Source organism: Labrys okinawensis (assembly GCF_047345005.1).
GTDB classification, from domain to species: Bacteria; Pseudomonadota; Alphaproteobacteria; order Rhizobiales; family Labraceae; genus Labrys; species Labrys okinawensis.
Genome location: NZ_CP178864.1, coordinates 5,819,881 through 5,842,056, shown reverse-complemented (window position 1 = coordinate 5,842,056; position 22,176 = coordinate 5,819,881). Strand labels below are relative to the sequence as shown.

The following is a 22,176-nucleotide window of genomic DNA, read 5'->3' as shown; positions in this document are numbered from 1 at the left end:
GATGTCCACCGACCGACACGCGGCCACAGGCACGTGCGAAATTGGGCAAGCCGGGAAATAGGGATTATGGGCGTCACATGCAAGGGAAATTTTTAAGCGGAGCGCAAAAATTTCGAGGTCAAGAAAAAGTAAAAATTTGCTTGGCCGGATAAGGGGTTGCCGGGAGCGCGGACGTCCTCGTCTGCTCTTGGAAACGATGCGTTCTGCGAGAGAGGAAGAGCGGACGAGACGTCCGCGCTGCCGGCGTCAAAACCCTGCCTCCGCCAGCTTGTGGACATGCTCGCGCACGTCCTGCGGCCAGGCTTCGATCAGGGCGCCGAACTTTTCCCTGTCCCCTGCGAACAGGGCGCGAATCGCTTCCTCGTAATGGGGCGCGTCTCCGGCCATGGCGCTCATGAAGCGGAAGGTGGCCTCGCGCGCATCGCGGATGCGATCCTTTTCCTCGGAGGCGTGACGGGCTTCGTCCACCAGCTTGCGCAGCGCCACGGAGGCGCCGCCCGGCTGAGCCGCAAGCCAGTCCCAGTGACGCGGCAGCAGCGTGACCTCGCGGGCGACGACGCCCAGCTTGGGGCGGCCGGGACCGCGCGGGGGATCAATGGCGATGTAGCGTGTCCGGATCTCGGCAGGCGTGCCGCGCAGATCGAGATCGACCGGGCGGCTGCTGTCCCGCTCGAACACGAAGATGGACGCAGCTTCGCCGCTGTCCTGCGCCTGCCGGATGGCGACAGCCACGCTGGCGGTGTCTCCCTCGGCCAGGCGACGCGCACCGGCAAAGGCAATAAGAGTGTGTGTCATGGTCCTTCATCCCGTGGTGTTGTGCGGGATATACCCGGGTAAAATTTTCGAGTCAATATTACCCGGATCAAATATGATTCGTCATGCGCAACAAGTCTCAGCCTAATGCTTTGATCGTCCCCAACCCAGCCAGCGCCGGAGGCGCGCCATGAAGCCGTTGGTCGTGTTGGAGACAGCCACGGCGTGATCGTCAACCGCATCCGCCGCGGCGCTCATGCGACTTTCGATTCGGCCGAACATGGGGTCCAGACGCTCGCGCTTGAAACGGCGCAAGCGGAAATAGAGCCAGATCAGCAAGATGGCGAGGAAGCCGAACACGAAAATGCGCAGCCAGGGGATGACATACTCGTCCGGCCCGCTCGCCGCGCGGATCGAGATTGCATTCGGGAACATGGTGAGGAGGGTGACGCGCCAGCCATAGCTCTTGATCACCACCCATTTCGGGTTGTCCGCACCGGACTGGAAGGCCTGCGCGGCCGCCATCAGGTTGCCGGAGTCGAACTTGTAGTACCAGGGAAAGCCCCAGTCGGTGTCCTCGTTGCGGAAGACACGCGGCGTCCCGCTCGGATAGACCGTGTTGATGAAGCGCACGTCGCGGCTGCTGGTGGTCTTCGGGCCCGGCTGGTCGCTGTCGAAATAGCCCGAGGAATCCAGGCGCTTTGTGTCGGTGCCGACGATGCGCACCACGTCATAGCGCGGCAGAACTTGGTCGAGCCAGCTGGCGCCCGTGACGAGCACAAGGATGATCACGACCCATTTGAGCAGGCGCAGCATACTTTCCCCCGGGGTGCGCGGACGTCTCGCTCACATCTCCTATCCAACAAGCCAGGCGTTTCCAAGATGCGGGCAAGACCCCCGCGCAGGTGAGGCCACCTGCATGAGGGGCGAAGGCACCGCGGCGCGTGCAAAAGCGGTTTGTAAGGACACAGCCCATGAAATCGGTTCGTGCCACGCTTCTGAAATAAATCTGAAGTCACTCTGCAAAATTCGCGATTTGTGCGTTCCGGCACTGCCGGCCTGTTGCTTTTAATCCTATAAGGTTTGAAAATCTGAGTAGAGCATAGAAGGAGTCGTATTCCTCGGTATTTGCGAGGATCCGACCGTCACCCTCCGCGGGCGCTTGTTCCGCGTAAGTATTCGTGACCGATGTAAGCTTGGCTTGCAGCTACTTATAATTGAACGTTGGCGAATCCGGATTGGCTTGTAGGGAGGCATCCATGGCAGCGCTCATCTCGAATCGAGATCCCGCCGGTCGTCGTTGCCCTGCCCGGAAAGCCGCTCTGCCGCTGGCGGCGCTCGCCGCCATGATGCTGGCCGTTGCCCCGAGCGCCAACGCGGCGGAACGGCGCATCGCATTCGTGGTCGGCAACAGCAACTACACGGTGGTGCCGCCCCTCAACAATCCCGACAATGACGCCCGCGCCGTGGCCCAGGCGCTGACGCGCCAGGGCTTCCAGGTGATCTCGGTTCTCGATCTCAAGCGCAAGGACTTCGACGAGGCCATGCGGCTCTTCATCCAGTCCCTGAAGGGCTCCGACATCAGCCTGTTCTATTATTCTGGCCACGGCATCCAGGTCGGCGGGGACAACCGCATCATTCCCATCGATGCCAAGCTGAAGGATCCGGCCGATCTCGAAATCGAAACCATCCAGGTTCAGACGATTCTGTCGGCCATGCGGCAATACTCCAAGACGCAGCTCGTCTATCTCGATTCCTGCCGGAACAATCCCTTCCAGGCGCGTTCCTACCTTGTGGGACCGGCGAAACAGATGACTGTCGCCGGCGTCGGCCTTGCACCCCTGACCAGTTCCCCGGGGAGTTTCGTCGCCTATTCGACGCAGCCCGGTGCGGTGGCCGAGGACGGCGCTGGCGACAAGTCGCCTTTCACCGCCTCCATGCTCAAATATTCGTTCACGCTGGGCGTCGATGTGCAGAAGGCCCTCGATGAGGTGACGCAGGATGTCTGGCAGGCCACCCATGAGCGCCAGCGCCCCTGGCTGATGAGTACACTGACGCAGCCCGTCTACCTGGCCAAGCCGGTCATCCATATCGAGCCTGTGAAGCCGGTGCAGACCGCGAATTTAGGTGCAGTGAGAATCGGCTCCGCGCCGAGGCAGGATACGGCCACCGCGGAGTCGCCGCAGGCCGCCCCGGTGCAGATGGCGGCTCTCCTGGATGAGACCTTCAGCAAGCCGCGCCGCGTGCCGATCGGCATCGGCGAGGTGGCGATGCTCGACGACCTGCCACTCATCCGCGACGCCACCGGCGCCGAGATCCAGGTCGCCGCCGCCCCGAGCCGCGGAGTGCTCTACCTCAACGGCAAGCCCCTCGGCGAGGGCGATATTATTGACCAGAATGCACTTCGAGCCTTGAGCTTCGAGCCCGCCATCGGTTCGGAAGGCAAGCTGCAGACCATCCAGCTCAAGGTCGAGCAGCCTGGTGGCGACAGTCAGGTCGTGACTGGCCGGATCGAGCCCTTCGTGCCGGCCTGCGACGAATTGGCTGGCGAGCCGCTCGATCCTGAGGGTGTCACCGCCGGCAAGCTGCCTAACGAGGTCGATGCCAAGGCGGCCATCGCGGCCTGCACCGAGGCCGTGGCGAAGTTTCCCGGGATTGCGCGCTACAAATATGAACTCGGCCGCGCCAAGCTTGCCGACAACGACGTGGCCGGGGCGAGCGAGCAATTCAAGGCCGCGGCCGATGCCGGCTATATCCGCGCCTATCATGGCTTGGGCCTCCTGGCCGAGCGCGGTGCCGGGAAACCGCAAAACCTGGCGGAGGCCAACCAGCTCTTCAAGAAAGGTGCCGGCGTCGACGCCTACGCCATGTTGGATTATGGCCGCAACCGCACCCTTGGGCGAGGAACTCCCAAATCCGTCGACGATGGCGTCAAGCTCATCGGCCAGGCCGTCGAACTCGGCAACACTTCGGCGATGAATACGCTCGGCGCCATGTACTATTACGGCCAGAACGTGCCTGCCGATCCCGCGCGCGGTGCCAAGTTCTTCCAGGCTGCCCTGGTGCGCAACGATGTTTGCGGGATGCGCAACCTGGGTGTCGCCTATCTGGAGGGCAAAGGCGTAGCCCGCGACGCCGCCACCGCGATGGGGCTCTTGAAGACCGCCACAGACAAGGCGCATCCCTACGCCCCCACCACGATCGGGACCATGTATTTCAACGGCAATGGCGTAAAAAAGGATCTGCCAACGGCAATCGGCTGGTTTGAGACCGGCGCCGAGCGCGGTGATTATTACGCCGCCTCAAACCTGGCCTGGATCTATGCCAGGGGGCCCGTGGATGTACGCAATCCGGAGAAGGCCAGACATTATGCCGGCCTCATGGCGGCGCTGGATCCGAATGGAAGACAGTGGCAATACGCCTTCGATCCGTGTGGCCCGCCGAAGGGCGACAAGATGGAAGTCGTGCTCCCGCCGGTGCACAAGGTCGTGGTCACACCGCCACCGCGCAAGAAATTCCGTGTCGAGCCGCAGGTGATCTTCACACCGCCGCCACCGGATGTAACCGGCCCGCGCATTCTTTACGATCAGGGCACAGGCGGCCAGGGGGGCGGCAACGGCAACAATGGCAACAACGGCAACACCCGCGGATCCACCAATTCCGGAGGCAGGGGGGAATCGTCGGGCCCTCGTTGATTTTAGCGTTTTGTCTTCACACGGAATCACCAAGAATCGCAAAAAGCTCTCGATATCAAAGAGCTCATTTGGAGGTCCGCTCCGGTGCGAGCGAATTTTGCTTTAGACGCAATGGGCGGCAACAGCCATTCCATCACCGTGCCGGCACATTTTCCACCGACATGAACCTCACTCGGCCTTGGCTGCCGCGGCGTCGACCGGCGTGATTCTGAGCGAGGCAATCCGGTTCTTCTGCTTGCGCAGGATCTGGAAGCGGTAACCGTAGAAGGTGAAGGTCTGCCCGGCCTCGGGGATGGTACGCGCCTCGTGGATGACGAGGCCGGCAATGGTGGTGGCCTCCTCGTCCGGCAGGTTCCAGTCCATGGCCCGGTTGAGATCGCGGATCGGCACCGAGCCATCGACATTGACGGCACCGTCGGCCTGCGGGCGGACGCCGCTCACCGCCACGTCGTGCTCGTCCGAGATATCGCCGACGATTTCCTCGATAATGTCTTCCAGCGTAACGATGCCCTGCACCGAGCCATATTCGTCGACCACGAAGGCGAAATGCATCTTCTTGCGGCGGAAGGAGCGCAACTGGTCGGCGAGCGAGGTGGTGTCGGGCACGAACCAGGCGGGCAGGGCGATCTCTTCCAGGTCGAGCTTGGACGGGTCGTTGCCGGCGGCGTCAAGGGCACGCAGGAGATCCTTGGCATGCAGCACGCCGATGATGTTCTCGGGCGTGTCCTTCCAGACCGGGATGCGCGTGTAGGGGGCCGCCAGCACGCTCTGCACGATATGGCTGGGATCCTCGTCGATATCGACCGACAGCATGGTGGTGCGGTGGACCATGATGTCGCCAACCGTCAGCTCCTGCAGGTCGATCAGCCCGCCGAACATGTCGCGATCGGTCTTCTCCACTGAGCCTTCCTTGTGCAGGAGATCGACGGTGCCGCGCAACTCGTCTGCTGCGGAGAGGATCGAGGTGTGCTCGCCGATGCGCAGGCCGAACAGGAGCAGGATGCCGCGCACCAGCCAGCCCAGCCCGGTGGTCAGGGGCGAGAAGACGATGACCACGATGCGCACCGGCCAGGCCACTGCAAGCGAGAAGCGCTCGGGGAAATTGATGGCGATGGTCTTCGGCAGGATCTCGACGAAGACGATCGTGAGCACCGAGATGACGATGGTGGCGTAAAAGATGCCGACATCGCCGAAAATGTCGAGCAGGATGCCCGTCGTCAGCGCCGCCGCCGCCGTGTTGACTATGCTGGTGCCGACCAGGAGCGAGCCGATCATCGCCTCGCGGATGTCAAGCAGCTTATTGACGACCTTGGCCGCCCGGTTGCCGTTCCGTTCAAGCGACAGGAGGCGCGCGCGCGAAGCTGCTGTCAGCGCCGTCTCGGAGCCTGCAAAGAAAAAGCCCGCCAGGAGGAGCAGGAAGACGATGAAGATGGAGAACCACATCTGGGCGGTCATGGCGTGCGGAGGCTTCCAGGCGGGAAAGACAGAACGCGAGAAGCCTCCCCCACGAAGCTGGGGGTATCGCGCTCCTCAAGAAACAAATCGACGCCCATCGCTCACGCGCTCACCTTTTGAGCGACGGCCAGCTTCTCCTCCAAAAACTCCGTCACAGCCGCCGGGTCGACGTCGTTGGCGATGAAGCTCTCGCCGATGCCGCGCGTGAGGATGAAGGTGAGCTTGCCGCGCTTGACCTTTTTGTCCTGCGTGATGGCGTTCATCAACTCCACCGCCGTGCCCACGCCGCCCGGCACTTGGTCGATGCGGGTGGGCAGGCCGGCCTCGGCCAGGTGGCCCGCGATACGCGAGGGCGTCTCCTGCGAGCACAGGCCGAGGCGCGCCGAAAATTCATAGGCGAGTACCATGCCGATCGAAACGCCCTCGCCATGGACGAGACGCTGCGCATCATAACCCGTCAACGCCTCCAGCGCATGGCCGAAGGTGTGACCGAGATTGAGGAGCGCACGCTCGCCGGTCTCGGTTTCGTCGCGCGCCACAATGCTGGCCTTGGAGCGGCAGGAGACGGCGATGGCTTTTTCGCGTGCCTTTCCACCGGCCATCACGTCAGGCCAGTTCTTCTCCAGCCAGCGGAAGAAGGGCGCGTCGTTGATCAGGCCGTATTTCGCGACCTCGGCATAGCCGGCGCGGAATTCGCGCGTCGAGAGCGTGTCGAGCACGCTCGTATCGGCCAGCACCAGGCTCGGCTGGTGGAAGGCGCCGACGAGGTTCTTGCCGTGGTGTGAATTGATGCCGGTCTTGCCGCCGACGGAAGAATCGACCTGGGCGAGGAGGCTGGTCGGGACCTGGATGAAGCGCATGCCCCGCCTGACGACCGCGGCTGCAAAGCCGGCGAGATCGCCGATCACGCCGCCCCCAAAGGCGATGACGAAATCGCCGCGCTCGACCTTGGTGGCCAGCAGCCCGTCACAGACCTCGGCGAAGGTGGCGTAGCTCTTGGAGGCCTCGCCCGGCTTCACCATGATGGTCTGGTGCGCGAGGCCGGCCTTGTCGAGGCTGGCCGTCAAGGCGGCAAGATGCAGGGCGGCGACATTTTCGTCGGTGACGATGGCGAGCCGGGCCTGCGGCGCCAAGGCAGCGATGCGGGCGCCGGCTTCGGCCAGCAGGCCCGGTCCTATGAGGATCTCGTAGGAGCGCGCTCCCAGGACGACGGGAACGGTGATCGGCGTGCTCATGCGAGGGAGTCCGGCTTGTGGGCGTTCAGCTCCGGCATCGCGGGATCCCGGAGCTTGAGATAGGTTTCGAGGGCGGAGATCACATCCTCCAGCACCATGTCATGCGCCACATCCCGCGACAGGACGGTGACATCCGCCTCGGCATAGATGGGGTAGCGCAGGTCCATCAGCTTTTTCAGCGTGCCCTCGGGGTCGGGGTTCTGGAGCAGCGGCCGGGTCGGCTTGCGGCGCACGCGGCGCAGCAACACGTCGAATTCGGCCTTCAGCCAGATCGAGACGCTGCATCCGGCGATCAGGGCGCGGGTCTCGCTGTTCATATAGGCGCCCCCGCCGGTCGCCAGCACGATCGGCTCCTCGCAGGAGAGCAGGCGGGCGATCACGCGCCGCTCCTTGTCGCGAAAAAACGTCTCGCCGTCGCTGGCGAAGATCTCCGAGATGGTCTTCTTGGCCGCTTCCTCGATCTCGGCGTCGGCGTCCCGGAATTCAAGCCCTAGCCGGCCTGCAAGGCGCTTGCCCACCGCGCTCTTTCCCGCGCCCATCATTCCCACCAGCACGACCGACCGGCCTGCGAGGGCCCGGGTCAGCTTCTTCTCGCGTTCGGCCGGAGCAAAAGATGTCGCAACGCCGCCCATTTCGTCCTGCATCAACAAAGTCATATTTCTATTGAACCGGAGACGGGCCGGGACGCAAGGGTTTCCCACATTTCATTCGTTGTTTGGCCGCGCCGAAGACATAGCTCCGCCCGGATTCGCGCAGTATTGTGCGGCCGAAATCTCCAGGTTCCCTATGCCCAGTCTGCTCCGTTTCCTGCTTATCCTCGTCATAATCGGTCTTGCCGGATATGGCCTCGTCTATGCGCTGGGTACCTATGTGAGGCCGGCTACCCGGCCGATGAGCGTGGACGTGCCACTCAGGAACCTGCAGCCGAGGCCGGATACATCGCCCGGCAACGCGCCGTGAAGGGCTTGTTGGCGCGAGCGACGAGCACTCTGGGCAGGAACCTCTGCCATTCCGTTCCCAGCTCCGTACGCGCCGGGAAGGGAATTCAGGGGCCGGAGAAGTGAGACCGTCAGCCCCTGGATCCCCTTCCCAGCGCCTGCGGCGCTGCCGGGAATGACAATGTCCTGTCGCTCGAACAATGCCTTTTTGGGCCGCTGGTGTTTTCCCTGTCGCGCCCGGTTCCAATTCGCAGGCTGAGCCTCTATTCCCGTAAGCATGCCCAGTCCCGCTTCCCTTCGCGCGCGCTTTGCCGTCCTGGTGCCGCAAGTGTCCCTGCCCCCGCGGGCGGACTGGATCTTTGCGCTGCGTACGACCCTGGTGGGCCTCATCGCGTTGGTCATCGCCTATCTGCTCGGCCTCGGGCAGCCGCAGTGGGCGATGATGACGGTGTTCATCGTCAGCCAGCCCGTCGCCGGCATGGTCCTCGCCAAGGGCCTGTTCCGCCTCACGGGCACCCTGATCGGAGCGGTTGCTTCGGTGGCGATGGTCAAGGCCACCGGCACGGAGCATATCGCCTATGTCGGCCTGCTCACCTTGTGGATCGCCGTGTGCACCTATGTTGCCTCGGTGCTGCGCAATCCCGAATCCTATGGCGCGGTGCTGGCCGGCTACACGGCCGCCATCATTGGCCTGCCGGCCTTCGACAATCCCCATCTCGTTACCGACCTTGCCGTGGCGCGCTGCATCGAGATCATGCTCGGCATCACCTGCGCAGGCATTGCCGGACGCTTCTTCATGCCGCAGCTCGCAAGGGACGTGCTGGTGGAGCGCGTCGGCGCGGGCCTGCGCGACATCGCACGCTACGGCGCCGGGGCCATCGGCGGCACAGCCAAACCCGAACTCGACACCCGCTACCAGCGGTTGATCGTCGACATCGAGGCGCTGGCCGGCATGCGCGCCTATGCTCGCATCGAGGCGCCAGGGCTGGTGACCCATGGCCGCATGGCCCGGCATACGATCGGCCACATGCTCTCGGCGATCTCGGCCATCCACACACTCCTCGCCCATGCGAGTGCCCCGGACTCGAGCTGGCGCCCGTTGCTCGGCCGGGTCAAGGCCATGCTGGACGGCCTCGTCCAGCGCGACTGGCTGGTCGAGGATGCCAGGCCCTGGTTGCGCCAGATCCTTGACCTCACCCGCGAATCCGAGGCAATGCGCACCGCTCCGCTGCAGCAGAGCGAGGATCGCGCCGCTGCCGCCGCCCGCATCACGCTGCTGATCGAGTTCCTTGCCGCCCTCGGCCTCGTGCTGGAGGGCCTCACGGCTCTGCGCTTGCGCGCACCGGACCCCCCTGGCCCGCCCGGCCAATGGAAGCTGCCGACGCTCACCATCGACCGCGACCAGAAGGTCGCCTTCGTCAATGCCGTGCGTGCCGCCATCGCCACCGCCGTCGTCACCGCCTACTGGATCGCCACGCGTTGGGCCGATCTCGCAGGAGCCGCGGTAATGGTCGCAGTGGTGTCGAGCCTGTTCGCCACCATGCCCAACCCGATGCGCTCCTCCCTCGAATTCCTGAAGGGAACTGCTTTTTCTGTGCCGGCAGCCTTCGTCGTGGGGCAGGTCCTCTTGCCGGAGCTGCAGGGCCTGTTCTGGCTGCTGCTGCTCATTGCGCTCGTGCTCGTCCCGGTGGCGTTGGCCATGGCCAATCCGCGCTACACCAGCGTTGCCACCGCCTTTGCCATCAACTTCCTGCTCTTCGTCAATCCGCGCCAGCCCATGGTGGCGCAGCCCTGGCCCTTCCTGAACGAGGCGATCGCAGTGCTGGGCGGCATCCTGCTCAGCGTCGGCGTCTTCGCCGTTGTGCTGCCGCGCCGGCCGGAGAGCGTGGTCGAGCGCGTGGTGGAGGCGTTCCGCGCCGACCTCACCCGCCTGTGCCTGCATGAGCGCCTGCCCAGGGCCTCGGCCTTCGAGAGCCTCGCCTATGACCGCATCAACCAGCTGATGGCCCCTTTGGAACGCGTGGGCGCCAAGGCACAATATGTGCTCGACGGCAGCCTCGCCGCCGTGACGATGGGGCTGGAGATCATGCGCCTGCGCCGCTTCATCCGCGATGGCCTGCTCGAGGCCAGCCACGCCGTCGAAGTGAGCGCGATGCTCGTGCGCCTCGCCAAGCTTCTGGCCATCCGCGGCCCGCATGCCAAGACCCGGCGCGATATGATCGACGCCTTGCGCATCCTGGCGGCTTCAAGCGCCACCGACGCGAGCCCGAACATACACCTCCAGGCCGCCGCCTCGCTGCGCGTGATCGCCTTGGCGCTCGAGGATCATCCGCTCTATTTCTGAGCCGGAATATGCGAGAGGGACGTCGCGCTTCGCGCTTGCAGCTATCCGATCATCTGAGCGACAATATGAGAGCGATATGGAGGGGAATTGGTGAGCCGGGCCCCCGGAGTCCGAGCAGCCGGCCATTCGCAGCAGCAGACGAAAATTCTTGGGGAGAGTGCCATGGCGAGCCTGGTTGTCATGTATGGAACGCCGGTCGATAGCGCTGAATTCGACAGGTATTATTTCGAGACCCATGTTCCAATCGCAAAGAAGATCCCAGGGCTCCGGAAATACGAGGTCAGTCGCGGGCCGGTGGTCACGCCCGCCGGTCCGTCCAAGTTTCATCTGATTGCGACCTTGCAATTCGACGATCAGGCAGCCATCCAGGCTGCATTCGCCAGTGCAGAAGGCGAGGCCGCGGCCGCGGATGTGCAAAACTTTGCTACCGGCGGCGCCGACATGCTGATTTTTCAGAGCCAAGAGGTTTGACGGACGGGTGCGCCGCAGCCCGACTTATTGTCGGATCGTGATCACACCATGTCGTCCAGATCGAGCACATCAGCCCGGCGTGCTTCTGCGGCCAGTCTTCTTGTCACCCGCCGCATCTGTCATCGGCCCGTCACCCCAGAGTGGCATCTGGCGCAAGTTCCACAACCTATGGGTGCTCCCTTGCGCAAGATTATTGCCCTCGCCGCCATGCTGGCCCTTTCAGGCCTCTCTCCGGCTTTCGCCGACGATGCCAAGCCCTTCACCGACGCCAAGGTGGTTGACCTCACCATCCTGCTGCCGCCGCCGCCGGCCGCCGATTCGATGCAGACCAAGAGCGAGATCGCCGCGGTGCTGGCGCTTCAGGTCGAGCGCACGCCCGAGGAACTGAAGCACGCCCAGGCCGACGACGAGGAAACCGTCTGGCGCTTCGGCGGCGAACTGTTTGGCGCCAATTTCGACAAGGCCAAGCTGCCGAAGTTCGCGGCCTTCTTCGACCGCATCATCGAGACGGAAGGCGCCGTGGTGGATCCCGCCAAGAAAACCCTTGGTCGCCTGCGTCCCCATCTGGTCAGCGATCTCGTCCGCCCGGCCGTCGAGCCCAGCAAGTCCGGCTCCTATCCCTCCGGCCACACCACGCTCGGCACGCTGGAAGGCATCGTGCTCGCCAATATGGTGCCGGAGAAGCGCGCGGAGATCATGGCCCGCGCCTGGGATTACGGCCATAGCCGCCTGGTGGTGGGCATCCACTATCCCTCCGACATCGAGATGGGCCGCATCTCCGGCACGGTGATCGCAGAGACGATCATGCGCCAGGACGATTTCAAGGCCGAGTTCGAGCCTGCCAAGGCGGAACTGCGCGCCGCTCTCGGCCTGAAATGATCTTTTCAGCCTGTTAACCGCGGCGGACTAGGGTATCCCAATGCCCAAGCCCGCCAGCGATACCAGGCTGATCAACGCCTTCCTCGATATGGTGTCCGCCGAACGCGGCGGCGCCGATAATACGCTTGAAGCCTATCGGCGCGATCTCACCGATTACAGCGACTTCCTTGCCGGCCGCGGCGGCGCCATCGCCAGCGCGACCTCGGACCAGGCGCGCGACCATCTCGCCTCCCTCACTGCCCTCGGCTTCAAGGCGACCACGCTGGCGCGGCATCTCTCGGCCATCCGGCAGCTGCACAAATTTCTCTACGCAGAGGGTTTTCGCGACGATGATCCGACCGGCGTGCTCGACGGCCCCAGGCGGGGCCGCTCCCTGCCCAAGATCCTGAGCGTGGAGGAGGTCGATCGCCTCCTGGCCGCTGCCGGGGAGGGGATCGAGGATGCCGCCCGTCCCATGCTGGAGCGCCTGCGCGCTGCCCGCATGAGCGCCCTGCTCGAAACGCTCTATGCCTCGGGCCTGCGTGTTTCCGAACTCGTCAGCCTCAAGCGTTCGGCGGCCCGCCCCGGCCTCGCCATGCTCAGCGTGGTCGGCAAGGGCAACAAGGAGCGGCTGGTGCCGCTTACCGATGTGGCGCGCCAGGCAATGCAGGCCTATCTAGCGCTGCTGGCGGAGGCGGGCCGCGATCAGGCCTCGCCCTGGCTCTTCCCGTCCTTCGGGGAGAGCGGCCACCTCACCCGCCAGCATTGCGCCCGCGACCTCAAGGCGCTCGGCGCCTCGGTCGGCATACGGGGCGACCGCATCAGCCCCCACGTCCTGCGCCACGCCTTCGCCAGCCACCTCCTGCAGAACGGCGCGGACCTGCGTTCCGTCCAGATGATGCTCGGCCACGCCGACATCGCCACGACGCAGATCTATACTCACGTGCTCGACGAGCGCATGAAGGCGATGGTGCGCGACCTGCATCCGATGGGGGATTGATGTCGCGCCGGTTGCCGAGCCTCACAGAAAATGACCGGTTCTCAGGAAAGCTTAGAGGTTGATCCGCTCGGCTACCTGCATGAGGCAATCGCCAGCTTGGCTGTCGCAATGCAGCCTGTGTGAGATCACGATGCCGCCTTCCGCAAAGTGCAGCGGCTCCTCCGGCGCGTCCAGCCGTTCGAGATCGTGGTACCAGCCAGCGAGGCCTCCTGCATCGACATGGGCTCCGAGCTGCACCGCCGGCTCGAACCAGCCTCGGCGGGTGGCGTAGATGCCCTGGCTGTGGCGCGAAAGCGAAAGCAATTGCAAGGCAGGCTGTTCCGTCGGGAGACTGCCGAGCAGCGGCTTCTCGACAATTCCCAAAGCCAGCATGAGATTGTCGATGGCTCGCGCCGTGAAGGCCATGCTGGCGGGCGTTACCGTGCCGCCGCCGCCGAATTCGCCGCTGAGGCCGATGATGCCACTGCGTGTGGCGGCTCCCATCGAGGTTGGCGATGCCGGTCCGTTATCGGCGATGAAGGCGTGACTTGGCGCCATCGCCCGCATCAACTCGTTTGCTCGCGCGAAGCGGGCTTCGTCTTCCTGGCGCTCGATCAGGGTGCACAGGAGGTGGGCCATCGAGGTGCCGCCGGAATGGATATCCAGCAGGACATCGTGGCGGGGAAAGAGTTCGTGTTCGAGGAAATGCGCCAGGCGCGCAGTCGGGGTTCCCGATGGGTCCCCGGGAAAGGCGCGATTGAGATTGCCACCATCGAAAGGCGAGCAGCGTTTGGCTGCCATCACCGCCGGCAGGTTCGCGGCCGGCAGCACGGTGACGGTGCCTTGGATCACCGCCGGATCGAGGCGGCGCATCAGCCGGCCGAGCTGAAGCTCACCTTCATATTCGTCACCATGATTTCCTGCCATCAGCAGGAGGCTTGGTCCCGAGCCGTTCTTGACCCGCAGAAACGGCACTTTGATCTGATAATAGGGCGAGCGGTCGATCGAATAGGGAATGCTCAAATGTCCGCTCTGCCGGCCGTGGGCGGCGAAGTCGATGGCATGAACGAGGCCCGAATGCATCTCTCCCCCCACACTCAGATCGCGGCGATCGCGGTCATCTCAACACGCAGGTCCGGATCCGCGAGGCGCGCTTCGACGCAAGCTCTCGCAGGCGGATTGGCAGGGTCTATCCAGGCATCGTAGATGCTGTTCATTGCGTCAAAGTCGATGATGGCCGGAAGGAAGACATTGACTGCCAGCAATCGTGACTTGTCGGTGCCCGCTTCCTTCAGCAAGGATCCGATCTTGTCCAGCACATCCTGCGTCTGGCCTTCGATGCCGGCATCACGATTCTCGGCGACCTGGCCAGCAATATAGACAAGCCCGCCATGGCTGACCGCCTGGCTCATCCGAGAGCCCTTCTGGTAACGCATGATCATGCATCGATTCCTTTGATCAAAGACAAGACTGTCGAAGAAAGAGCGAGGCTTGACATGATCAATCCTCTCCGTCGCCACGAGCATCCAGGCCGAGCCGGTAGGTCCGATTGGCCGTTGAAAAGAAAAGGTCGTGCTGCTCGGTCGGGCTTAGCGGCGAGGCCAGCCTGCGGAATCCGTCATAGATTTCACTGAAGCTGGCGTGCAGGCTCGCGACCGGGAAATCACTTGCGAACATCGCGCGCCTCGGCCCGAAGCATGCAAGGCAATGGTCGATGACCTGCCCCAGGCTCTCGAGAGACCAGTCATTGTCGTATGCCACGAGGTCGGAAATCTTAATGAGCATATTATCGGCCCGTCCGAGGGCTTCCAGCCCGCGGCGCCAGAGTGCCATGCCCTCGGGGCTGCGATCGGCGGGGCTGCCGCAGTGGTTGAGGACGAAAATGGTATTGGGAAAATCTTGGGCGAGACGCAGGGCCTCCGGCATCTGCCAGGGATACAGCATGAGGTCGAAAACCAGTCCCAGCCTTGTCGCGACCTCGAGCCCGCTTTGCCATTGGGGATCGCTCATGAGAGTTGCGGATCGGGCGAAGCTCTTGGCGGGCTCCGGGTGCCAGCTGACGATATCCCGGATGCCGACGACGCGTTCATTGGCGGCCTCCGCTTCCAGAAGCGAGGGGGCATCCGGCCGATCGAGCGCAACGTGCGCCACGCTTCGCCGAGCGACGCCTCCATCCTTGTCGAGGCTGTCGATCCAGCGGCTTTCCTCGAGAGGATGGTCCTCCGACCACCCCGCCTCGACATGGACTGTGGCAACAATGTTCTGCTCGGCCGCATCGGCAAGATAGTCCGCTACGCCATAATTGCGACGGATCGGCTCGATGCTGCCGAATATCATGTCCTCTTGGCGTGCCGAATGCTTCTGGAGCCAGGGGTGGCGCCCCATCTCCAAATGCCACAAATGATGATGCGGATCGATGATCGGGCCGCGATAGAGGCCGCTCATCGGCGGGCCTCGCGGCCGGACACCAGCAACAGGGCCAGGATGAGGGAGCCGAACATGATCGAGCGCCAGCCAGGCGAGGCATTGACGACGGTGATCAGCGCAGTCGTCGTCACCAGGAGGATGGCCCCCGGTATCGTTCCAGCATAGGTGCCCTTGCCGCCCAGGATCGAGGTTCCACCCAAGACGACCGCCGCGATGGAGGTAAGGAGATAGGGATCGCCGATGCCGACATAACCTTGCCTGTTCATGCCCAGGATCAACGTGCCGGCAACTCCGGCGAACAGGCCGGACAGGGCGTAGAGAAGGAGTGTGTTGCGGGTGATGCTGACGCCCGACAGACGCGCGGCGATTGGATTGGCGCCAAGGGCAAGGAAGCGGGCGCCCATCGGCATGCGATGCAGCAGGACAAGTACGACGATCGAGACGATGACCCACAATATGATCCCGGCCGGTACGCCGAAGGGCCTCGCCGAGCCGAGCCAGATCACGGCGCCGTTCGTCACGGAGACGGCACTACCTCCGGCAATGATCACGAGCAGGCCTTGCAGGAATGTCGCCATCGCCAAGGTCATGATGATAGGTGGCACGCCGAGGAAGGCGGAGCCTGCGCCGTTCAGCAAGCCGATGCCCGAGGCAATCGCCAGCGCAAGGAAAATGCCGACAAGACCTGTCGGGTCCCAGCCGGGCGAGATCAGCGGCAGCAGGATGGCCGTGACGGTGATGACAGCACCGACCGAAAGATCGATACCGCCCATGATGATGACCAGCGTCTGTCCCGCGCCCGCGATGCCGATCACGGCGGCGAGCTCGAGCAGGTAGCGCAGATGGCCATAGGCGCCGAAGCCGCGGAGCGTGATGCCGGCCACAACCCAGACAAGCGCGACAAGGATCAGCGTCAGCAGCGCCGGATGCCGGAACAGATCCCGGAAGGCGGAGGACAGGGCGTTCATTTCTTCCTCCACCGGGCCGTGAGTTCGGGAATGGCAACGGCGCCCACGATGATCAGGCCCTGCGCGACATATTGGGCCACCGGCGGAAAGCCGAGGAAGAACATCACGTTGATCATCACCGAGAGCAAAAGGCTGCCGCAGACGGCGCCGCGCATCGTGCCCTTGCCGCCGAGAAAGCCCACACCACCCAGCACGGCGCCTGCGATCGAGTTCAGCGTGAAGGGATTGCCGATCACCGGGTCGCCGGAGCCGGTCTGTGCCGCGACGAAGAGCCCCGCCAGGACAGCCAGCAGCCCGGAAATGGCGAAGGCGGCCACCTTGACCTTCTCAACCGGGACACCCGAATGATAGGCACCCACCGGATTGTCGCCGGCTGCGTAAATGCCCAGCCCGGTCGGAGTTGCCAGAAAGAGCTTCCAGGCCACCAGCACCAGGATCAGCAGGAAGAAGGCGACCGGCCGGTCGCCGGCGAGAAGATCCGAGAACCAGGCAGGCACGAAGCCGCCCGGCCGCGGCAGGATCAAAAGGGCGATGCCGGTAATGATGAAGGAGCCGGCGAGCGTGACGATGATGGCCGGCAGGCGCAGATAGGCGACGATCACGCCTGTCAGGCTGCCGACGACAAGGCCCGTGGCGGCAACCGCAAGAATGCCCCCCGCAGTTCCCGCCGGGCCGCCCATGACGGTTGCTGCGATCACGGCGCCCAGGCTGACCAGGGGGCCCACCGCCAGCGTGATGCCGCCGTTCAGCATCAGCAATGCTTGCGCCATGGTGACCAGCGCCAGGGGAAACCAGTTCTGCGTGAATTTCGAAAAGCCACCGAGGCTCAATATGCCGGGAAACAGCCAGATATAGAGAAGCAGGAAGGCCGCCACGACCATGTAGAGCCCGCCCAGTCCGCGATTGCGGCGGCGCTGGATCGCGGCGTAGAGGTTCGAGGAAAGCGCGCTGTCCGTCATGCCGCCACTCCTTTCGAAGACACACCCATCGCCGTGCCGACAATGGCTTCTTCGGAGATCGCGTCGCGCTCCAGCGTGGCGACGGCGCGTCCCTCGCTGAATACGAGCACCCGGTCGCATAGATGCACGAGTTCCGGCGTATCGGAGCTGAGCAGGATCACCAGCTTGCCGTCATTGGCGAAGGCCTTCAGCATCAGGTAGATCTCACGCTTGGTCTCGATATCGACGCCGCGTGTCGGATCGTTGAGGAGCAGGACCGACGGCTCCAGAGGCAGCCATTTCGCAAGTGCGACCTTCTGCTGGTTGCCTCCCGACAGGGCCCGCACGGCGCGGCCGGTGTCGCCGCGTATGGTCAGCCGCCGGGCAAGCTCGGCGACGAGCGAGCGTTCACGCAAACGATCCCTGAATCCGCGCCGCGTCTGCCGATCCAGGGACGGCAGCAGGAGATTGGAGGCGATGGTGTGGGGGAGGATCAGGCCTTCCTTCTTGCGGTCGGCGGGCACATAGGCCAGGCCCGCCGCATTGGCGGCACCGACATGGGCGAACAGGCCCGGTTTTCCACAAAGGGTCGCACTCGCCGCCGAGGCTGGAATGGCCCCATAGAGGCCGAGCAGGAAATCCTCCTGGCCTTGGCCCACGAGGCCACCAATGCCGACAATCTCCCCGGAACGGGCGACGAAATCGACATCGTGCACCATGCCGGCGGCAAGGCCCTTGACGTCGATACGGACGTCGCCCGGTGTCGGCACGGTCCAGGCAGGGAACAGATCGCCTGCATCGCGTCCGACCATCAGGCGCACCAGCCCCTTGGCATCGACGCCGGCGAGGGGCTGGTCCGCCGTAACCACGCCGTCCTTCAGCACGGTGACATATGAGCAGAGCGCGCGGACTTCGTTGAGGCGGTGAGAAATGTAGAGGAGCGCGATGCCCTCGTCGCGCAGCTTCACGATAAGGTCGGACAAGATTCCAGCCTCATGGCCGGAAAGGGATGAGGTCGGCTCGTCGAGGATGAGCACGCGCGGCCTGCGGAAGAGCGCCTTGGCGATTTCCACCATCTGGCGCCGGCCAAGGGTCAGGTCTCCTACCGGCGCGTCGAGTGGCTCGGTCAATCCGACAAGGGCGCAGACATCCCGGACGCGCCGTTCAAGGGCCTTGTAGTCGATGAGGCCGAAGCGGCGCGGATAGGCGCCCAGCCCGATGTTCTCGGCGATCGAGAGTTCGGGGGTCAGGCTCAGTTCCTGCTGAACGACGGCGATGCCGGCTGCCCGCGCCAGGGTAGGGCTGAAGCGGTGTACCGGCTTGCCGTCGAGCACGATCTCGCCGCCATCCGGCGCCAAGGCACCGGACAGCAGATTGATCAGGGTTGACTTGCCCGCCCCGTTTTCGCCCAGAAGGGCATGGATCCGGCCCGGCTGAAGGGCGATGCTCACACCTTTCAGCACGGGATTGCCATAGAAGCCCTTCGATACCTGTCGGGCCTCCAACAAAGGCGGACGGTCGGTCATGGGCAGTTTCTCTCCGGCTTGCCGGCGGGATCACTGCGCCAGCAGCTTGTCGAAGAGAGCTCTGTCGTAGTCGGAATAGATGTAGCCATCCGCCGGAAACTTGTCGGCTCGCGCCAGATAGGTATCGATGGTGCTGTCATCGATGACAGGCAAGGGCACCTTGACGACGGCGGGGATGGACTTGCCCTGCAGGGCCTGTACGGCAGCATAGACGGAGAGCGCGCCGAGCCAATTGGGCTGCATGGTGGCCCAGCCCTTCAGCCCCTTCTGCTTCCACAGCTCGAGGAACTGGCGCGCATTCTCGCCGCTGGTCGGCACCTGATCGCGGCCCTGGCGATCGAAGGCGAGGATGGAACCGGCCGACAGGGCGCCGCCCAGCGATAGGACGCCGTCGATCTGCGGATTCGCGAAGAGCAGGCTCGTCATGGCTTCCTGGGCGGGCGCCACATTGTATTCGGTGTTGGTCTCTGTGATGACTTCGAGACCCTTGTTGGCGTCGAGCACCGGCTGGGCGCCCTTGCGGCGGTCATCGCTGACGGAAACGCCGGCAGGCCCGTTCATGATGATGATCTTGCCCTTGCCCTTCAACTGGGCGACCATCCACTCGGCGGCCCGCTTGCCCCACTCGAGGGAGTCGGTGTTGATCTTGGCAGTCAGGTTGTTGGTGTCGACGAGGCTGTCGAAATTGACGACCGCGATACCCTTGGCGCAGGCATCCGAGACAACGCGATCAAGAGCGGTGGAGGATCCGGCTTCGACGATGATGGCGTCGAGATTGGCATCGATCATCGACTGGATCTGCTGGATCTGCGTCTGGGCGTTCCCCTGCGCGTCGGTGATCATCAGGTCCTTGACCAGGCCTTCCTTCTTCAGCGCCGCGACCTCATCGGTGATCGTGCCTTCGGTCTGCTTCATCCAGGTCGGTACAGAATAGATATTGGCCCAGCCGATCCGGTAGGGCGCCTTGCGATCGCCCTTGACGCAGTTGGACGCGGCGAACGCCGGCCCCCCCGCAACCGTCAAGGCGATCGTGGCTACACCCAAGCCGGCGATCAGGGCGCGGCGGTTCGTCAAACCACGCAGAAACGGGATTTTCATAGTGTCGTTCCCCTTTTTTGAGACCACAGCCTTGTCATTTTTCTGGCCGTTGATGTATGTACGGTATATTGGACATATGGTCGTAATACTGGACAAGGCGAACTATATGCAGATTTTTGGGGTTGACAAGTCTCGGTCAAGATTTTCGAAAGCAGCACAACATGCCGGTGCGGCAATGTGGTAGGACAGGGAATGGACGCAATCAGCGACGAGGGCATTGCCAGACGAACCAGGGGCCTCGACCGTGCCTTCGAGATCCTCGATTTCCTGCGCATGAAGCGCGAGCCGACCAAGCCCAACGAGATCGCCGCACGCATCGGTGCGCCACGATCGTCGGTTTATGAATTGGTGAACCTTTTGCTGCGCAACGGCATCCTCGAATATGCGGATGGCGAAGGGCGGGTCTATCTCGGCCGCAAGCTCTATTTCCTCGGCGCAGCCTATGAGGATCATTTCGACTTCATGCGCGAGTGCGACAAGGTGCTTGCACGCATCGCCGAGGAAACGCGCGAGACGGCGCAGCTATGTATGCTCGACGGCAACAAATACACCGTCGTGCGCATGAAGGAGGGCGTCCGGCCTTTTCGGATCTCGTCGGATGTTGGCCGCGCCGTGCCGATTCCCTGGACGGCATCGGGACGACTGCTCCTGTCGGACATGAGCGAAGAGGAAATCCTGGACTTTATTCCCCCCGAGGATTTCCGCCTGCCCAATGGTGAAATGCTCGATCCGCAGCGCTTCATTGCGGAAGTGCATCAGGCGGGTAGGGCTGGCGAGTTCACGTTCAACAGCATCGTGGACAGTTTCACGCATTGCTTCGCCGTGCCTGTCAGGGGGGAGGATGGGCGCTGCGCCGCGACGCTCTGTCTGGTGTCGCCGCGCGAGGACGGGATCAGGAACCGGGAGCATTATCTCGAATGCCTCAAGACCGCGGCCCAGTCGCTCCATGGAAAGGCGGTTGGAATACATCAGGCGATGCCATACTGACATTCGCCCAAGACCGCGAAACTCAAGCGTCGACCACGGCCTCCGCTTCGATCTCCACGCGATAGGGCCCCACCAACCGGGCGACAGCCAGCAGCGTGTTCGCTGGCCTGATGCCGGCAAAGTAACGGCCATGCACGCGCGAGACGGCCTCCCAGTCGTCGACATGCTGCAGGTAGACACGGGTGCGTATCACATCGGCAAGCCCGCCGCCGAGGGCGGCCAGGCTCGCGGCAATCTTGTCGAGGATGTAGACGGCCTGCCCGGCGGGATCATCAGGGCAGACGGGTTCGCCCGTGCCGTGCGTCGCCGTGGTGCCGCTGACGAGGAGGCGGCTGCCAACCTTGACCGCCCGGCTGTAGCCGCAGATGCCCTCCCACACGCTGCCGGTGTCGACGACGAGACGGCCAGGTCGGCCCTCTACAGGCGTTGCCTGATAGACCTTCGGCAGCGAAGCCAGATGATGGCTGAGATCGCCGGAGGCCGTAAGGAAGGGAGGCTTGCGGTATTCGTCGCCGCAATCGCCATGGATGCGGCGTGAGGCTGCGAAGGCCGCGCCGAGCAGGCCATGATCGTCTTCGTCCAGACTGAGGTCGAAGACCTGGGCGTTGTCGCCACGATGCTCGCGTTCGCCCAGACGCGCGCCCACGATGACTGCCGCTACCGCGGGCTGATCGAGTACCCAGCGTGTGGCGACGTTGGCGATCGACGCCCTGTGCTTGTCGGCAACCTGGCGCAGGGTGGCGAGAATGCGCTGATAGGCGCCCCAGCCGCCGATCGCCTCGACGAAGCGCCGATACTTCATCTTGCTCCAGTCGGCGATCTCGTCGGGCTCCGGCTGTCCAAGCCAGCGCTCGCTCAGCAACCCGCCGGCAAGCGTGCCATAGGCGAGCAGCCGGATGCCGTTGGCCAGGCAGAAGGCGCTCATCTCCTCGCTGGCACGCCGGTCGAGCACCGAGAAGGAGACTTGGTTGGAGATGACGGGAATGCCCTCGCCTTTCAGCACACGCAGGTGATCGGTATCGAAATTGGTGACGCCGAGGTGGCGGATCAGGCCCTCCTCCCGCAGCTTCGCGAGTTCACGCATGGCATCGAGATAGCCGGGATGCTCGAAGGTCCACCAGTGGAACTGGAGGAGATCGATGCTGTCGAGGCGCATGCGCTCCAGGCTGCGCTCGACGCCGGCCCGCACGACCTCGGCCGTCATCGGTCCGGGCGAGGGGCACCATTTGGTGAAGGCGGTGGCGTGGCGCCGGCCAGCCAGGCGTTCCTGCGCCAGGAACTCGCCGGTGATCACTTCGGCGCTGCCGTAATGGTCGGCCATGTCGAAGGTGTCGAAGCCGGCATCGGCATAGCCTGCCATCACCTGCGCCGATGCAACGGGATCGAGCAAGGTGCCGCCGCGCTCCATGTCGGCGACCTGCCACAGACCTGTGACGATACGGCTGATCGAAAAACCGGGCGCGAGTTCGGAGCGTTCGGGCGGAAGGGTGGTCGTCGTCATGCG

At 63.9% G+C, this 22,176-nt stretch carries 20 protein-coding genes; 7 read left to right on the top strand and 13 right to left on the bottom strand.

Going from position 1 to position 22,176, the window contains the following annotated elements; all coding sequences use genetic code 11:
* Positions 1 to 246: 246 nt before the first annotated feature.
* Together ACMDCR_RS27295 and ACMDCR_RS27290 are read right to left on the bottom strand one after the other, a co-directional pair.
* Complete coding sequence (locus ACMDCR_RS27295; protein WP_413989626.1) at positions 247 to 795, bottom strand: DUF2239 family protein; 549 nt, start codon at positions 793 to 795, stop codon at positions 247 to 249.
* Positions 796 to 897: 102 nt separating this feature from the next.
* Entirely contained in the window at positions 898 to 1,569 is a 672-nt protein-coding gene (locus ACMDCR_RS27290) for a DUF1523 family protein (RefSeq protein ID WP_413989625.1), read from the bottom strand.
* 443 nt (positions 1,570 to 2,012) lie between these two features.
* Between ACMDCR_RS27290 and ACMDCR_RS27285 the strand changes: the two genes are divergently transcribed.
* The gene (locus ACMDCR_RS27285; protein ID WP_413989624.1) at positions 2,013 to 4,448 is read left to right on the top strand and encodes a caspase family protein; all 2,436 of its coding nucleotides are present in this window, start codon (positions 2,013 to 2,015) and stop codon (positions 4,446 to 4,448) included.
* 168 nt (positions 4,449 to 4,616) lie between these two features.
* Here the strand turns inward: ACMDCR_RS27285 and ACMDCR_RS27280 are convergent, their stop codons facing one another.
* The 3 genes from ACMDCR_RS27280 to ACMDCR_RS27270 form a co-directional block, all read right to left on the bottom strand.
* On the bottom strand, positions 4,617 to 5,903 hold the full coding sequence (locus tag ACMDCR_RS27280) for an HlyC/CorC family transporter (RefSeq protein ID WP_413989623.1): 1,287 nt from the start codon (positions 5,901 to 5,903) through the stop codon (positions 4,617 to 4,619).
* Positions 5,904 to 6,004: 101 nt separating this feature from the next.
* A complete protein-coding gene (aroB, locus tag ACMDCR_RS27275) occupies positions 6,005 to 7,138 on the bottom strand; it encodes a 3-dehydroquinate synthase (protein ID WP_413989622.1) in 1,134 nt (377 codons plus the stop codon).
* Complete coding sequence (locus ACMDCR_RS27270) at positions 7,135 to 7,794, bottom strand: shikimate kinase (RefSeq protein WP_413989621.1); 660 nt, start codon at positions 7,792 to 7,794, stop codon at positions 7,135 to 7,137. Before ACMDCR_RS27270 ends, aroB begins: the two co-directional genes overlap by 4 nt.
* A gap of 130 nt (positions 7,795 to 7,924) precedes the next feature.
* Here ACMDCR_RS27270 and ACMDCR_RS27265 point away from each other — a divergent pair, with 130 nt between their 5' ends.
* The 5 genes from ACMDCR_RS27265 (at position 7,925) to ACMDCR_RS27245 (ending at position 12,749) form a co-directional block, all read left to right on the top strand.
* Entirely contained in the window at positions 7,925 to 8,098 is a 174-nt protein-coding gene (locus ACMDCR_RS27265) for a histidine kinase (RefSeq protein WP_413989620.1), read from the top strand.
* A gap of 306 nt (positions 8,099 to 8,404) precedes the next feature.
* A complete protein-coding gene (locus ACMDCR_RS27260; protein WP_413989619.1) occupies positions 8,405 to 10,420 on the top strand; it encodes an FUSC family protein in 2,016 nt (671 codons plus the stop codon).
* Positions 10,421 to 10,582: 162 nt separating this feature from the next.
* Positions 10,583 to 10,891, top strand: coding sequence for an EthD family reductase (locus tag ACMDCR_RS27255; RefSeq protein ID WP_413989618.1), 309 nt, complete (start codon positions 10,583 to 10,585; stop codon positions 10,889 to 10,891).
* A 180-nt stretch (positions 10,892 to 11,071) separates the two neighbouring features.
* Positions 11,072 to 11,770, top strand: coding sequence for an acid phosphatase (locus ACMDCR_RS27250; RefSeq protein WP_413989617.1), 699 nt, complete (start codon positions 11,072 to 11,074; stop codon positions 11,768 to 11,770).
* 40 nt (positions 11,771 to 11,810) lie between these two features.
* A complete protein-coding gene (locus ACMDCR_RS27245) occupies positions 11,811 to 12,749 on the top strand; it encodes a site-specific tyrosine recombinase XerD (protein WP_413989616.1) in 939 nt (312 codons plus the stop codon).
* 51 nt (positions 12,750 to 12,800) lie between these two features.
* Here the strand turns inward: ACMDCR_RS27245 and ACMDCR_RS27240 are convergent, their stop codons facing one another.
* The 7 genes from ACMDCR_RS27240 to ACMDCR_RS27210 are packed head-to-tail and all read right to left on the bottom strand — an operon-like array spanning position 12,801 to position 19,685.
* Positions 12,801 to 13,811, bottom strand: a complete 1,011-nt coding sequence (locus tag ACMDCR_RS27240; protein ID WP_413989615.1) for a succinylglutamate desuccinylase/aspartoacylase family protein — start codon at positions 13,809 to 13,811, stop codon at positions 12,801 to 12,803.
* Positions 13,812 to 13,825: 14 nt separating this feature from the next.
* Entirely contained in the window at positions 13,826 to 14,170 is a 345-nt protein-coding gene (locus ACMDCR_RS27235) for a RidA family protein (RefSeq protein WP_413993746.1), read from the bottom strand.
* A 58-nt stretch (positions 14,171 to 14,228) separates the two neighbouring features.
* Positions 14,229 to 15,173, bottom strand: coding sequence for an amidohydrolase family protein (locus tag ACMDCR_RS27230; RefSeq protein WP_413989614.1), 945 nt, complete (start codon positions 15,171 to 15,173; stop codon positions 14,229 to 14,231).
* Positions 15,170 to 16,123 carry an ABC transporter permease gene (locus ACMDCR_RS27225; protein ID WP_413989613.1) on the bottom strand — a complete coding sequence of 318 codons (954 nt, stop codon included), beginning with the start codon at positions 16,121 to 16,123 and terminating at the stop codon, positions 15,170 to 15,172. Before ACMDCR_RS27225 ends, ACMDCR_RS27230 begins: the two co-directional genes overlap by 4 nt.
* Positions 16,120 to 17,082: an ABC transporter permease gene (locus tag ACMDCR_RS27220; protein ID WP_413989612.1), complete on the bottom strand. Its 963-nt coding sequence runs from the start codon at positions 17,080 to 17,082 to the stop codon at positions 16,120 to 16,122. Before ACMDCR_RS27220 ends, ACMDCR_RS27225 begins: the two co-directional genes overlap by 4 nt.
* Positions 17,079 to 18,587: a sugar ABC transporter ATP-binding protein gene (locus ACMDCR_RS27215; RefSeq protein WP_413989611.1), complete on the bottom strand. Its 1,509-nt coding sequence runs from the start codon at positions 18,585 to 18,587 to the stop codon at positions 17,079 to 17,081. Before ACMDCR_RS27215 ends, ACMDCR_RS27220 begins: the two co-directional genes overlap by 4 nt.
* Before the next feature lie 30 nt (positions 18,588 to 18,617).
* Complete coding sequence (locus tag ACMDCR_RS27210) at positions 18,618 to 19,685, bottom strand: ABC transporter substrate-binding protein (protein WP_413989610.1); 1,068 nt, start codon at positions 19,683 to 19,685, stop codon at positions 18,618 to 18,620.
* 192 nt (positions 19,686 to 19,877) lie between these two features.
* On the opposite strand from ACMDCR_RS27210, the gene ACMDCR_RS27205 reads away from it, so the two are divergent.
* Complete coding sequence (locus ACMDCR_RS27205; RefSeq protein WP_413989609.1) at positions 19,878 to 20,672, top strand: IclR family transcriptional regulator; 795 nt, start codon at positions 19,878 to 19,880, stop codon at positions 20,670 to 20,672.
* 22 nt (positions 20,673 to 20,694) lie between these two features.
* Here the strand turns inward: ACMDCR_RS27205 and ACMDCR_RS27200 are convergent, their stop codons facing one another.
* Positions 20,695 to 22,173, bottom strand: coding sequence for an aldo/keto reductase (locus ACMDCR_RS27200; protein WP_413989608.1), 1,479 nt, complete (start codon positions 22,171 to 22,173; stop codon positions 20,695 to 20,697).
* Positions 22,174 to 22,176 lie beyond the last annotated feature (3 nt).

Bases quoted from the DNA above. Each gene is read 5' to 3' on its own strand.
- ACMDCR_RS27240 (WP_413989615.1), bottom strand. From the start codon at position 13,811: ATGCATTCGGGCCTCGTTCATGCCATCGACTTCGCCGCCCACGGCCGG.
- ACMDCR_RS27200 (WP_413989608.1), bottom strand. From the start codon at position 22,173: ATGACGACGACCACCCTTCCGCCCGAACGCTCCGAACTCGCGCCCGGT.
- ACMDCR_RS27235 (WP_413993746.1), bottom strand. From the start codon at position 14,170: ATGATCATGCGTTACCAGAAGGGCTCTCGGATGAGCCAGGCGGTCAGC.
- ACMDCR_RS27270 (WP_413989621.1), bottom strand. From the start codon at position 7,794: ATGACTTTGTTGATGCAGGACGAAATGGGCGGCGTTGCGACATCTTTT.
- aroB (WP_413989622.1), bottom strand. From the start codon at position 7,138: ATGAGCACGCCGATCACCGTTCCCGTCGTCCTGGGAGCGCGCTCCTAC.
- ACMDCR_RS27225 (WP_413989613.1), bottom strand. From the start codon at position 16,123: ATGAACGCCCTGTCCTCCGCCTTCCGGGATCTGTTCCGGCATCCGGCG.
- ACMDCR_RS27245 (WP_413989616.1), top strand. From the start codon at position 11,811: ATGCCCAAGCCCGCCAGCGATACCAGGCTGATCAACGCCTTCCTCGAT.
- ACMDCR_RS27255 (WP_413989618.1), top strand. From the start codon at position 10,583: ATGGCGAGCCTGGTTGTCATGTATGGAACGCCGGTCGATAGCGCTGAA.
- ACMDCR_RS27295 (WP_413989626.1), bottom strand. From the start codon at position 795: ATGACACACACTCTTATTGCCTTTGCCGGTGCGCGTCGCCTGGCCGAG.
- ACMDCR_RS27205 (WP_413989609.1), top strand. From the start codon at position 19,878: ATGGACGCAATCAGCGACGAGGGCATTGCCAGACGAACCAGGGGCCTC.
- ACMDCR_RS27220 (WP_413989612.1), bottom strand. From the start codon at position 17,082: ATGACGGACAGCGCGCTTTCCTCGAACCTCTACGCCGCGATCCAGCGC.
- ACMDCR_RS27210 (WP_413989610.1), bottom strand. From the start codon at position 19,685: ATGAAAATCCCGTTTCTGCGTGGTTTGACGAACCGCCGCGCCCTGATC.
- ACMDCR_RS27280 (WP_413989623.1), bottom strand. From the start codon at position 5,903: ATGACCGCCCAGATGTGGTTCTCCATCTTCATCGTCTTCCTGCTCCTC.
- ACMDCR_RS27215 (WP_413989611.1), bottom strand. From the start codon at position 18,587: ATGACCGACCGTCCGCCTTTGTTGGAGGCCCGACAGGTATCGAAGGGC.
- ACMDCR_RS27285 (WP_413989624.1), top strand. From the start codon at position 2,013: ATGGCAGCGCTCATCTCGAATCGAGATCCCGCCGGTCGTCGTTGCCCT.
- ACMDCR_RS27230 (WP_413989614.1), bottom strand. From the start codon at position 15,173: ATGAGCGGCCTCTATCGCGGCCCGATCATCGATCCGCATCATCATTTG.
- ACMDCR_RS27265 (WP_413989620.1), top strand. From the start codon at position 7,925: ATGCCCAGTCTGCTCCGTTTCCTGCTTATCCTCGTCATAATCGGTCTT.
- ACMDCR_RS27290 (WP_413989625.1), bottom strand. From the start codon at position 1,569: ATGCTGCGCCTGCTCAAATGGGTCGTGATCATCCTTGTGCTCGTCACG.